The 12,540-nt window shown below is 65.6% G+C and carries 11 protein-coding genes; 3 read left to right on the top strand and 8 right to left on the bottom strand.

Annotation, left to right across the window (positions count from 1 at the left end; genetic code table 11):
• Positions 1-109 precede the first annotated feature (109 nt).
• Both B4N44_RS10355 and B4N44_RS10350 read right to left on the bottom strand, forming a co-directional pair.
• A complete protein-coding gene (locus tag B4N44_RS10355) occupies positions 110-400 on the bottom strand; it encodes a hypothetical protein (protein ID WP_296700324.1) in 291 nt (96 codons plus the stop codon).
• Positions 401-492: 92 nt separating this feature from the next.
• Positions 493-624, bottom strand: a complete 132-nt coding sequence (locus B4N44_RS10350; RefSeq protein ID WP_296700322.1) for a helix-turn-helix domain-containing protein — start codon at positions 622-624, stop codon at positions 493-495.
• A gap of 254 nt (positions 625-878) precedes the next feature.
• On the opposite strand from B4N44_RS10350, the gene B4N44_RS10345 reads away from it, so the two are divergent.
• Together B4N44_RS10345 and B4N44_RS10340 are read left to right on the top strand one after the other, a co-directional pair.
• Complete coding sequence (locus B4N44_RS10345; protein ID WP_296700320.1) at positions 879-1,811, top strand: aldo/keto reductase; 933 nt, start codon at positions 879-881, stop codon at positions 1,809-1,811.
• Between the two features lie 8 nt (positions 1,812-1,819).
• Positions 1,820-2,491: a DUF6064 family protein gene (locus tag B4N44_RS10340; protein ID WP_296700317.1), complete on the top strand. Its 672-nt coding sequence runs from the start codon at positions 1,820-1,822 to the stop codon at positions 2,489-2,491.
• Positions 2,492-2,556: 65 nt separating this feature from the next.
• Here B4N44_RS10340 and B4N44_RS10335 read toward each other — a convergent pair whose 3' ends face one another.
• The 4 genes from B4N44_RS10335 to B4N44_RS10320 all read right to left on the bottom strand — a co-directional run bounded on the left by B4N44_RS10335 (position 2,557) and on the right by B4N44_RS10320 (position 6,086).
• A complete protein-coding gene (locus B4N44_RS10335) occupies positions 2,557-2,991 on the bottom strand; it encodes a YybH family protein (protein ID WP_296700314.1) in 435 nt (144 codons plus the stop codon).
• The gene (locus tag B4N44_RS10330) at positions 2,988-3,623 is read right to left on the bottom strand and encodes a Uma2 family endonuclease (protein WP_296700313.1); all 636 of its coding nucleotides are present in this window, start codon (positions 3,621-3,623) and stop codon (positions 2,988-2,990) included. Before B4N44_RS10330 ends, B4N44_RS10335 begins: the two co-directional genes overlap by 4 nt.
• 100 nt (positions 3,624-3,723) lie before the next feature.
• Positions 3,724-5,277: a glycine betaine ABC transporter substrate-binding protein gene (locus tag B4N44_RS10325; RefSeq protein ID WP_296700310.1), complete on the bottom strand. Its 1,554-nt coding sequence runs from the start codon at positions 5,275-5,277 to the stop codon at positions 3,724-3,726.
• Positions 5,278-5,336: 59 nt separating this feature from the next.
• Positions 5,337-6,086, bottom strand: a complete 750-nt coding sequence (locus B4N44_RS10320; protein WP_296700307.1) for an ATP-binding cassette domain-containing protein — start codon at positions 6,084-6,086, stop codon at positions 5,337-5,339.
• A 98-nt stretch (positions 6,087-6,184) separates the two neighbouring features.
• Here B4N44_RS10320 and B4N44_RS10315 point away from each other — a divergent pair, with 98 nt between their 5' ends.
• Positions 6,185-8,272: a molybdopterin-containing oxidoreductase family protein gene (locus B4N44_RS10315; RefSeq protein WP_296700304.1), complete on the top strand. Its 2,088-nt coding sequence runs from the start codon at positions 6,185-6,187 to the stop codon at positions 8,270-8,272.
• Between the two features lie 190 nt (positions 8,273-8,462).
• On the opposite strand, the gene B4N44_RS10310 is transcribed toward B4N44_RS10315, so the two are convergent.
• Positions 8,463-10,238, bottom strand: coding sequence for a diguanylate cyclase (locus B4N44_RS10310; protein WP_296700301.1), 1,776 nt, complete (start codon positions 10,236-10,238; stop codon positions 8,463-8,465).
• Positions 10,235-12,538, bottom strand: coding sequence for an ATP-binding protein (locus tag B4N44_RS10305; RefSeq protein ID WP_296700300.1), 2,304 nt, complete (start codon positions 12,536-12,538; stop codon positions 10,235-10,237). The genes B4N44_RS10310 and B4N44_RS10305 overlap by 4 nt, the downstream gene beginning before the upstream one ends.
• Positions 12,539-12,540 lie beyond the last annotated feature (2 nt).

The following is a 12,540-nucleotide window of genomic DNA, read 5'->3' as shown; positions in this document are numbered from 1 at the left end:
GGGTACCGGCGATGGTGCACACCGCCTCGCCGCCCGCTCGCTCCGTCATGAAGCCCAGGCCCGTGAGGCGTTTCGTCCAGGCGGCCGGATCAGCGGGGGCATCTCCGGGTCATTGAGCACCCGGGACAGTCGTGCAGTCGATCCAGGTCGAGATCCTGAAGCGCCGTTCCGGACACCGGCAGCAGCTCCGCGTGGAGCATGCCCCGAGTGCAAAGAGCCCCGCCTGCTGCTCGCGCGATGCCTTGCGCGACGTGCTCCGGGCGCGCACGTCAATCTCATCCCGGCCCTTATCGCGCACCACGTAGGGCTTGGCCGTGCCCTGCGTGAGCGAGATCACGGCCACCCGGCGACTGGCGTCCGTCTGCACCGTCTCGAAGAACGGCAGGATCGTCGGATGCACCTAACGCCCGAAGACCGTATCCATCACCCACTCCTCGAGATGCTCACGCCGGATGCCGGTGATGGCCCCGTCGTCTTCCACACCGAGGAGGATCACGCCGCCTGAAAGTTGGCCAGCGCCACGCTCTCCTTGGCGAGCTGCTTCGGGCGCACGTCGACGCGCTTGAGCTCCACGCCGGAACTCTCGCCGTTCTCGATCAATTCGAGCAGTTCGGTTTTGGTCATACCGATGCCTTTTAATGCGAACCATGAAGGGCATAAAGGACCGGAAAGGGTTTTGCTCTTTGGAGGGGATGCGATCGCGCCTCGCTCCGTGAGTGTCCGCCTTGTCAACGCACTGGTCTAGCCTGGCGGGTAGTGTACGTGCGCGCCCCGATACCGGCACCCTCATCGATGTCCTCTGTGCAACCATCCCCACGATCATGGTCAAACTGCGGAATGCTCGAGTCCGCTCGGCGGACAGTACCTGGAGGATGTCTATGGATCGATCTTGCGTATCGAGTCGGCGCGCCTTCCTTGCGGCCCTCGCGGTTGCGCCTTTGTCCTTTCTGGTGCAGCCGGACAAGGCGTGGGCGGCGGACGGGCAGCCCATCACCAAGCCCATCCCCTCGACCGGCGAGCCCTTGCCCGTCGTCGGCATGGGAACCTGGATTAGCTTCAACGTCGGCGGTGACCCGGTGGCGCGCGATGCGCGCACCGATGTCCTGCGTGCCTTCTTCGCGGCAGGCGGCGGCATGATCGACTCCTCGCCCATGTACGGCACGGCCGAGGCGGTCGTCGGCAGTTGCTTGGCGCGGCTCGATCGCCCCGAGGGTCTATTCTCGGCGACCAAGGTCTGGACCTCCTCGACCGCAGAGGGGCTCGAGCAGATCGCCACCTCCGAGCGCCTCTGGGGCCTGCAGCGTCTGGATTTGCTGCAGGTCCATAACCTGCTGAACTGGCAGGGCCATCTGCAGACCCTCTCGGCGATGAAGGCCGACGGGACGGTGCGCACTATCGGCGTCACCACCTCGCACGGGCGCCGTCATGCCGAGCTTGCGCAGATTCTGGAGACGCAGCCGATTGATTTCGTGCAGTTGACCTACAACATCGCCGATCGCGACGTCGAGGCCCGCCTGCTTCCGCTGGCCGCGGAGCGGGGGATCGCGGTGATCGCCAATCGGCCCTTCCAAGGCGGTTCGCTGATCGATCGTGTCAAGCGTCATCCCTTGCCGGGGTGGGCGCGCGAGATCGACTGCACCGACTGGTCGCAGGTCCTGCTGAAGTTCATCGTCTCGCACCCGGCCGTGACCTGTGCCATCCCGGCGACCAGCCGCGTGGACCATATGGAGCAGAACATGGCGGCCGCGCGCGGCGACATGCCGGATGCGGCGCTGCGCCGTCGGATGGCCGCCGATGTCGCCGCACTCTGATGGACCTCTTGAGCTATTCCCTCGTCGACCTGATTCCGTTTTCGCGCGAGACCTATTTCAGGCTGTTCGAGCGCTACAACATCGGGGTCTGGCCGGCGCCGATCATCGGGCTGGCGATGGGGCTCACGGCCTTGTTCACGGCACGGCGGGCAGACGGATGGGTGCTCCGGGCACCGTTTCTTCTGACCGCGGCCTGCTGGATCTGGGTCGGCTGGGTCTTTCAGATCCACTGGTACGCGCCCTTGAGCTGGCCGGGGATCTATTTCGGGATGGGCTTCGTGTTGCAGGGCGTCCTCATGGCGGTCGTGCTCGGGTGGGGTCCGATCTTGGGCTCGCCGGAGGCTACGGATCGGAATCACGGTCCGGGGCTCTGGATCCTTCTCTTCGCCCTGGCGCTGCAACCCCTGCTCGGGCTCCTTTCAGGCCGCCCCTGGTATGGTCTGGAGGTCTTCGGCAGCGCACCGGATCCGACGGCTCTTGCAACACTGGGTCTGCTTCTGATGATCCGTCATCCGCTGCGCTGGCTGCTGTCGATCATCCCGCTCGCCTGGTGCTTGATCAGCGGGGCGACGCTTTGGGTGCTGAGCGTTCCGACCTGGCCGGTCATGCCGCTTGCCGTTGTGCTCTATTTGGGTGTCATCGTTTGGCCGTGGGTCTCCGGGCGAAGTCAGCTTGAGTAAAGTCGAGTCCGCCGGGGCCGATCCCATCCAAAAACACCACATACCACGAGGGGCGCGGTTTAGTTTCAATGCATCCGCGCCTTCGGAGCCTCGGACGGCGTTGTCTCGGGTCGCCTGCGCATGAGCGGCAGGGAGGCGTGATGGGCCGTCAGCCGCCAGCCCTCGCCCGTTTGACGGTAGACATTCATCGCCAGGATTCGGTTGGGCTCTTCGCGCGAGCGGCTCGGGCGGATCAGCTCCTCGACCAGATGCACGGCAAGCCCGTCGGCCGCCGTGCGTTGGATGACGCGGTACTGCAGGTCGGGGCGCTCGGCCCCGGTCAGGACCTCGCGCCAACTGTTCAGGACCTCGCTGCGACCCTGCAGGAGATCGCCGCCGGGGTGGACGCAGACCGGGCTTGGTTGCTCCGCCCAGACCGCTCCCATCAGGGCGATGTCGAGTGTCTGGAAGGCGCCGTAGAAGGCGGCTTCGACCTCGTCGGGGGTCTGGAATCGGCTCATTGGCCGGAATCCGGCGCCGCCGGGGTACCGAGCAGCGCGGTGCGCAACGCCCGGATCGCGCGTGTCTGGGTCGGCTCACCCATGCAGCGCACGATGAGCGCGGGATCGAGCTCAGGCAGTGCGCGACTGCGCGTCGCGGCGAGATAGGTCTCGTCCTGCAGGACGAAGAAGCGCAACGTGCCGTCCTCCCAGAACCAGACCTCGGGGACTCCGAGTCCGCGATAGACCGCGAGTTTGTCCACACCGCCGCTGGTCCAGATCACCTCGATCGCGATATCCGGGACCTTCGGCGTCCGACGGACCGGGCCCACCAGATAACACTCGTCGGCCTCGGCACCGAGCCGCTTGGCCTTTTCCTTCAGGGTCCAGGAGCCGTAGCCTTCGAGCTCGATGTTCCTAACCTCTGCATAGGTCTCGAGCAGACGGGCAAGCCGCTTCTTGAGTGATTCGTGATCGACCGAAGGTGTCATCAGCTCCAGCTCGCCGTTGAAATAGGTAATGCGGACTCCGCCGTCGTCCCCGCGGGCGGAGAGGATGGCCTCATAGTCGTCCCACCCGACGTCGCGCAGAAAGACACGCTGATCGACATGGTCGGTATCGCAGACGGCCGAAGGATGGTGGGCGGGCATCATGGCTGTGGTCGCTCTCGGTGAGATCGCATGGGGTGCTCGAGCCGTTGTCGATTCGAAGGTTAGTCGCCGGCCCGAGCCGCGGCAAGGAGACTCGGCACGCTCAAGGCCCGGGTCTTTCGTGATCGGGATCCGCCTCGGCCCTGACCCCGTCCGTCGGTTTCAAGCGCAGCCCGCGTGGCACCACCCAGCGTTCGGCAAACTCGAAAAGCCCTTGGAGTCCGAGCGCGAGCAGTGCAGCCGGGACGGCACCCTGCATGATGAGTGCGGTGTCGTCAAGGCGAATCCCGGTGAGGATTGGCTGTCCGTAACCGCCGGCGCCGATGAGTGCCGCGACGGTGGCGGTGCCGACATTGAGCACGGCCGAGGTCTTGATCCCGGCCAGGATGGTGTTGGCGGCGAGCGGCAGCTCGATCAGGCGCAGGCGTGCCCAGCAGGTCAGCCCGAGGACGTCGGCCGATTCGCGGATCGGCACCGGGATGTCCATCAGACCGGCGTGGGTGTTGCGTACGATCGGCAACAGGCTGTAGAGAAAGAGCGCGACCACCGTCGGCAGCCAGCCGATCCCGAGCCAAGGGATGAGGAAGACGAAGAGTGCGAGCGAGGGGATGGTCTGGATCACCCCGGTGATGCCGAGGATCAGATGACCGAGCCGAGCGTTTTGTGCAGCCAGCACGCCGAGCGGTACGGCGAAGAGGATGGCCGCACCGAGCGAGACCCCGACCAAACCCAGATGCTCCAGCGTGCGCTGGCCGAGTTGGCTCCAAAAGCCTTGACCGGAGAGCGTAACCTCGAGCCCGAGTCCTTCCGACAAGAGGCGAGCGGCAACCGTCTGCTCGGAATCGCCCTCGAGCTTCACCGCCCCGTTCATGCCCGCCATGGTGGATTCGTCGATCGCGCCTTCGAGACGGCGAAAGGCAGCGACGGCGGCCGGCGCCTCCTCGGCCAGCTCCGCGCGATAGAGCAGGATTGCTTGGTAGTCCTCGAAATAGCCCAGATCGTCGTCGAGCATTCGCAGCCCGTAGCGCGCGATCTCGGCATCCGTGGTGTAGACCACCGTCACGTCGAGATGCCCGGCGTCGACCCCGCGATAGACCAGGTCGTGATCCAGACCCTGCACGCGGGTCTGGGGGAGTCGGTAGCGCTGGCGTAGCCCCGGCCAACCGTCGGCGCGCTCCAGGAATTCGCTGCTGAAGCCGAGCCGCAGATCCGGATGCTCACGCAGATCGGAGATGCGTTGCAGGCCGAGCTGCTCCGCCAAGGGCTCGGGGACTGCGATTGCGTAGGTGTTCTCGAAGCCCAAGGACGCCGAGGATCGCACTCCGCGGGCCGCCAGTGTCGCTTCCATCCTCTCCGGCGAGGACACGTCCTCGCCGGAGAGGATCTCTCGAACCAGCGTGCCGCTGTATTCCGGATAGATGTCGATCTCGCCGCTCAGCAGCGCACCCCAGAGGATGCGCGTCCCGCCCAGCTCGGCGCGATGACGCGCCGGGTGGCCGGCGTCGAGTGCGAGCAGGCGCAGCGTCTCGCCGAGGATGACCGACTCGGTGAACTTCTTCGACCCGATAGTGACGGGGCGGGGTGTGGATTCTTCGGCAGACGACTCGGCCGACCAAGCGACGAGTCCGAGCGCGAGCAGCAAGGCAACGAGCGTCACAAGCGCAAGCCCGGTGGCTGGAGCCCGGCGGCTGGAGGCCCTTCGTAAGATGCCGCGCCTCACCCTCCCGCTCCCGACAAAACCCGCTGCGGCTCGCGTTGCGCCGCCACGAACTGTGCGACAAAGGGCTCGGCGGGGCTGTCCAGGAGCACCCGCGGCTCGGCCTGCTGGACGATCCGACCGGCACGCAGCAGGACGATCCGATGCCCGAAAAAGACCGCCTCGGCTAAGTCATGTGTCACCATCAGCACCGTCTTGCCGAGTCGGGCGAAGATCGCCTTGAGCTCGCGTTGCAGCTCGAAGCGGATCATGGGGTCCAGCGCCCCGAGCGGCTCGTCGAGCAGCAGCAGATCCGGGTCGAGCATGAGCGCGCGCATCAGTGCGACGCGCTGGCGCTGTCCGCCGGAGAGTTCGATCGGATAGCGCGCCAGCATCGCAGTCGGGAGTTGCACCAGGTCCGCAAGCGCGGCGAGACGCTGCTCGCGACGCTCGCGCGGCCAGTCCAGCCGGCGTGCCATCAGGGTGACATTGTCGCGTACGCTCAGATGGGGAAACAGTCCGCCGTCCTGGATCATGTAACCCATGCGCAGACGGGCAGGGCGCAGGTTGCCCGCCAGCCGGGCGCCCTCGAACCAGACTTGGCCGAGGTCGGGCCGGATCAGGCCGGCGGCGAGGCGCAGCAGCGTGGATTTTCCGCAACCGCTCGGGCCGATCAGGACGGTGGTCTGCGCCTCCGACACCTCGAGGTCGACACCCGCCAGCGCCGGTGTCCCGCCATACTCCTTGAAGATCCCTTCGAATCGCAGCATCGCTCACTCCTGCCGGGTCATGCATGAGCCGCTTGAATTCGTGCCTATTGGCTCGAATTCCAGTGCATCGCTAAAAGGAGCTTCAGGATCACCGTCGTATGTCGTGGAAAACCAGTACCTGTTACGAGTGTGATGCCAACTGCGGGATTCAGGTCGAGCTCGACGACGACGGCGAGCCGATCCGCGTCCAAGGCCCCGATTGTCCTCGCTGCTATGTACAGCTGGATCGGCGCAACCATCCCGAGCGCATCCTCTATCCGCTCAAGCGCATCGGGCCGCGCGGGAGCGGCGAGTTCGAGCGCGTCTCTTGGGACGAGGCGCTCGACACCATCGCCGAGCGCCTGAGCGCCGCGAAGGCCGAGCACGGTGCACCGGCCGTGGGCTTTTTCGCCGGCTACACCAAAGAGGCGCGCCCTCAGCTGCAGCGTCTGGCACATGCCTTCGGCTCGCCGAACTACCTGACCGAGAGCGGTTGCTGCTTCTCCGCGACCATGGTGGCCGAGAAGGTGACCTTCGGCTACAAGATCAAGACCACGTCCACGGTCGTCTCGCCCAAGACCCGCTGTCATCTGATCTGGTCGACCAACCCGCGCGGCTCGATCCCGCCCTTCGATACGCACCCGCTCGTGCTGCGCCGGCCGGGCAAGACCCTCATCGTGGTCGACCCGCGCCGCACGCCGCTCGCCGAGGAGGCCGATATCCACCTGGCGATCCGCCCCGGCACCGACGGTGCGCTCGCCTTGGGCTTCCATCATCTGATCTTCGAGAACGGCTGGCAGGACCAAGCCTTTCTGGACGAATGGGGCAACGGCGTCGAGGGCTTCCGTGACTATGTCCGCGACTTCACGCCCGCGCGTGTTGCCGAGATCTGCGGGATCGCGGAGCAGGATCTGCGTACCGCCGCGGAGCTGTTCGCGACCACCCCGCCGGCCCAGATCACGCTCTCGCCGACCGCGACGGTCCAGCACAGCAACGGCTTCCAGAACCATCGGGCGGTCATCCTGCTCTCGGCGGTGACCGGCAACCTGGATCGCGAGGGCGGCAACCGTTTCTTCAACGACAAGGCTGCGCCGAAGCCGATCGAGCTGTTCGACTACTGCCGCACCCATTTGCCGCCGCGCGTCGGCGACGAGGTCTATCCGGTCTGGACCCGCTATTGGCCGGCGGCCCAGAGCATGCTGTTGCCCGACTGCATCCTGGACGGGCGCCCGCAGCGCATCCGCGCCCTGCTGGCGATGGGCATCAACACCGCCATGTGGCCCAACTCCAAGCGGATGGAGCGCGCGCTCGGCGCGCTCGACTTCTTCGTCGCGACCGACTTCTTCCACAACCCGGCCACGCGCATGGCGGACTTCGTGCTCCCCGCGGCGACCAGTCTGGAGCGTCCCGCACTGATCGCCTATCCCGGCTGCGCCTATCAGGGCGAGCTACGCTATCGCCGGCCGATCGTCGCGCCCAAGGGCGAGGCCCGGCCCGACGGCGAGATCTTCCTGCAGCTCGGCGTGCGTCTCGGCATGGCCGACCAATTCTGGAACGGCGATCTGGCGGCCTCCTGGGCCGAGGCGGCCGAGGGCATCCCGGAAGAGATCCGCCGGGAGGTCTACGACAACCCGGACGGCGTGGTCGTCTATGCCGAGGCGATCGAGGATCTGGTCGAGAACGGCTTCATGGACGCGGATCGGCTTTATCGGCTGCGCGGTTTCCGCACGCGGTCCGGCAAGGTCGAGTTCGACTCGATCGAGCTGCGCGAGGCCGGTCACGACGGACTGCCGATCTATCGCGAGCCGGCCGAGAGCCCGATCTCCACACCCGCGCTGGCGGTCGATTACCCGCTGGTCCTGACCAGCGGGGCACGCACCAAGTTCGATACCCATTCACAGCACAACACCATCGAGCGGATGCGCCGCGCGATCCCCCACCCCTTGGCCGAGATCCATCCGGACGACGCGGCGCCGCGCGGCATCGAGAACGGGGATCACGTCATGGTCAGCTCACCGCGCGGGGCGGTGCGCTTCCTCGCCAAGGTGACCGACCGGATCAAGCCGGGCGTCGTGCACTGCACCCACGGCCGGAACGACGCCAACATCAACGAGCTGACCGACGACCGTCACCTGGATCCGATCAGCGGGTTTCCGCCGTTCAAGTCGTTGCTGTGCGAGGTGGAACGGGTAGCGCCGAGCACCTAACGGAGCAGTACAGAGCATGCGAGAGCCTCGGAGATCATGATCGTTGTCGTATCGGTGATCGATGACGACAACGACTGGAGAAAACCGGCGTATCGACGGCCCCGGTGGCCCACTGGACCGAACCGGGGTGCTCGGCGCGGGAAGCGATTTGCCCCCGCCGCCGGTATCCGCCCTCCGTCTTCCGGGCTGCTCAGGTGCAGGGCAGAGCAGCGTCCGACCGGTCAAACACCCGGAAGAAGACGCGGTCATCCTGCAACATGTGGCGCGCGACCACGTCCTTGCAAAGAAACTCCGCCAGCGTGCCGAATTCCAGGAGGCCAGCCGCGACCTGACTGCGCAGGTCCCGGGCGCGAGTGATCAGGTTTTCGTGCAGCTCGGCATGGCGAGCGAGGTCGGCATAGCCTCGGCGGCGGAGAATCTCCTCTTCGTGGGCGAAATGATCCGTGACGTGGGCCAGCAGGGCATCCATGGACGGGAGCAGGGCGTCGGGCGGCGGCTCAATGATCGCGAGGTCGAGGAGCGCATTGGCCAACCGAAAGAGCTCGTGATGCTCGGTGTCAATGACCGGGTCGCCGCAGCGATAACCGGCCCGCCAGCGCAGATTTAGACTGACGGTTCCAGCGCCGGGTATGGTGTCCGCGCCGGCGACCACACGGTTACGTCCCCCTTCCTTTGCCCGATAGAGGGCGTCGTCGACCCGTTTGAACCAGGCATCCAGCGTTTGGCCCGGTGCGAATTGCGCCACCCCGAAACTGGCGGTGACGGTTCCGATCGTGCCGAACGGCCTGGTCCCAACCAGGGTGCGGATCCTCTCCGCCAGGTGCATGGCCTCGGTCTCCCCGCAGTGCGGCATCATCACCACGAATTCCTCTCCGCCCCAGCGGGCCAGCAGATCGCTCGCTCGCAGCGTGCTGCGCACCCGTTGCGTCAGCTCGGCGAGTACCTGATCCCCCATCTGGTGACCGCAGTTGTCGTTGATCGACTTGAAATGGTCGATGTCGAACAGGATTAACGACAACGGCTCGCCGTAGCGTTGGATGCGGGCGATCTCGGCCGCAGCGGTCTGCTCGAAATGCCGCCGGTTCCAGGCCCCGGTGAGCGCGTCCGTGCTGGCAAGCTGACGCAGCTCGGCGTTGGCGATGTGCAGCGCCCGGTTGGCCGTTTCGGCGTCATCACGGGCTTGGCGCAGATCACGATCGTGGCGTTTGCGCTCACTGATGTCGCGGGTGATGCCGAGTATCTCGATGAATCGGCCCCCGGGATCGTAGGCGCCGTTCGCGGTGATCTCAGTCCAGATGGTCGAGCCGTCTTTGCAGTACTCCTCCAGCTCGGCACGGAAATGGTCCGTCGGGCGCCTGGCCTTGACTGCCTCGATCATCTCGGCCAGCCCTTCGAGTACGATGGCCAGGGATGCGGGGGTGAAAATCTCGGATAGTGATTGCAGGATGCGCTCGGACGGCGTGAATCCAGTCAGCCGCTCGACGGATGGACTCGTATAGGTCATTTGGCCATCGAGATTCATGGTCCAGATCACGTCGGATGCATTGTCGGCCAGCAGGCGGTGTCGCTCCTCGCTGCGGTGCAACTTGTCGGTCTGCTCCTTGAGCATGAGATAGACGCTGACCCGCGCGCGGACCACGGGCGGATTGATCGGCTTGCTGATGAGGTCCCGCGCGCCGGCCTCCAGTGCCTGCATCTCGCCGCCGATGCTGTTGTCCTCCGTCACAAAGATGATTGGCATCTCGGGGTAGTCGGCGTGCAGGGCCCGACAGGTGGCGTAACCGTCCATGCCGGGCATCCAGGCATCAAGCAGGATCAGATCGAACGGGCGCTCCGCCGCCAAAGTCAGGGCTTGGGCGCCGCCAGTCGCAAAGAACAGGTCGCCGAGGCCCTCCAGCGCGCCGTGCAACGACGCGATGACCAGTGGATCGTCATCGACGATCAGGATTCTCGGTGGAGGTGTCATGCGCTCGATCCAGGCCCGGTCGCACGGTCCTCGGTCTCGCCACAGGCATCCAGCAGGGACAGCGCCTCGTCGATGCGCAAGCCATGGATGGCGCGCCCGATCTCTGCTGTCCTGGCCTCACCCAGGACGGTGAGGAGTGCGGGCTGCAGCGCCTCGTAACGCCTTAAGGCATTGAGGTTCTGCGCACGCAGTGCATCGCGTAACCCGGCCAACTCCGCGGCATCGAGCAGCGTCAGTGCGTCCGCCAGCGCGGATACAGGCGCCGCCGACGTGGAATCGGCCGCGCTACCTCTGCGCCAGGATGCAATGGCCGCGATCAATGCGCTGACCTGATCGTCGAGGGCCGCAATCGACGCATCCAATGCCGACGCGTCCTGTTGAATGGCCCTCTCCAGCGCTCCGGCCGACGCGGCGATTTCAAGCGCACCAAGCTGGCCGGCGATGCCGCGCAAGCTATGCATCCGCATGGCGGCACTCGGCCGATCACCGGCGGCCAGATCGCGCCCGGTCTGCCTCGCTACGTCGGCGTAGTCGTCCGCGAAGCCTGCCAATAAGCGGAGAAACAAGGCACGTATGCCTTCAAAAAACTGGGTGGCGCGCACCCGGTCAATGCCCGCTATCTCCGGAAAGTCGTCGGTCGGCGCCGGGACGATGGATGGCGTCGTGGACGACGACAGATGCTCCTGCGGTTTGCGATCGGGCATCGGCTTGAGGTATCTGCGCAGCGCCGCAAGGAGCTGTTGCCTGCTGATGGGCTTGGTGAGGTGCTCGTTCATGCCGGCCGACAGGGTAGCGTCGATGTCTTCTTTGTACGCGTTGGCCGTCAGGGCGATGATGGGAACCTCGGGATCAAAGGCGCGAATGCACCGGGTGGCCTCCAGACCGTCCATGACCGGCATCTGGATGTCCATCAGGATCAGGTCCCAGGGCGTCTCCTGGCTGCGCTCCACCGCCTGCTGGCCATTCTCGGCCACTTCAACGAGCAGATCGCTTCCCTTGAGCAGGCCGATGACGATCTCGCGATTGATGGCGGAGTCATCGACGAGCAGGATGCGGCGCCCGGCGAACCCCGCCGGGATGCTCTGGTCGCCCATGCCCTCCGGCGAGATGCGCACCGCCCTTCCCGCGAGCAGACCGGAGTCCGGCGCGTCGCACTCCGGGGCATCGATCTCGACACTGAAGCAGCTCCCCTGGCCCGGCGCACTGGTGACCTCGATGGTGCCCCCCATCAGTTCCACCAGGCGCTTGCTGATGACCAATCCGAGACCGGTGCCGCCGAATGTGCGGGTGGTGCTGCTGTCGGCCTGGGTAAAGGCTTGGAAAAGCCGTTGTCGCTGCTCGGTGGTCATCCCGATGCCGGTGTCGCGGACCGCGAAACACAACCGCCCCGCTACCGGTTGGCGGATGCCGAGGCTGACCGTGCCGGCCGCGGTAAACTTCACGGCGTTACCCAACAGATTGGTGAGAACCTGCGTGATCCGCAGGCTGTCGCCCACAAACCAGCGGCTCAAGTCGGGCGCGTAGTCGACGGTGAGCGCGAGGTTCTTGCCATGCGCCGTGATTTCGACCAGGTAGATGACCTTCTCGATCAGTTGTCGCAGATCGAATCCAGCCTTTTCGATCTGTAATTTCTCGGCCTCGATCTTGGACAAATCAAGGATATCGTTGAGGATGCCGAGCAGGGAGTTGGCCGAGCTTGCGATCTTTTGCACATAGCCGAGCTGCTGCTCGTTCAAATCGGTGCGCAGGGTCAGCTCGGCCATGCCGATAATCCCGCTCATGGGGGTGCGAAGCTCGTGGCTCATGTGTGCCAGGAACTCACTCTTGGCCGCATTGGCGGCCAGCGCCTCGGCGGTGCGTTCTTCGACCTTGCGTTCCAGGTCGGCGTTGAGCGCACGGATCTCCTGCTCCATCGCCCGCCGCTCGCTGATGTCGGTGAGGATGCAATGGGTGCGTTGGAAGCGACCGTCCGCATCGTGCTGGATGCGCCCGGTGAGGATGACGGTGATCGATGAGCCATCGCGGCGGCGCAACCGCAATTCTCCGCGGGTTGCGCCGGTGTTCTTGAAGGCCGAGAAGGTGGCCGGAAAATACTGGCGCGACGCGTCATCCCAATAATCCCCGAAATCCAGACCCAGCAGCTCGTCGGGATGATCGAAGCCAAGGAGCCTGGCCATGGCCGGATTCGCGTCGAGCCAGTAGCCATGGATGTCCAGAGATTGATAGGGAATGGGCAGATACTCGAAGAGGTCACGGAAACGTTGTTCGCTCTCGCGCACTGCGGCGGATTCCCGCGTCACGC

Source organism: Thiocapsa sp. UBA6158, assembly GCF_002423035.1.
In the GTDB taxonomy this organism is placed as follows: Bacteria; Pseudomonadota; Gammaproteobacteria; order Chromatiales; family Chromatiaceae; genus Thiocapsa.
Note: the sequence above shows the minus strand (reverse complement) of the source record. Positions and strands in the feature narration are given on the sequence as shown.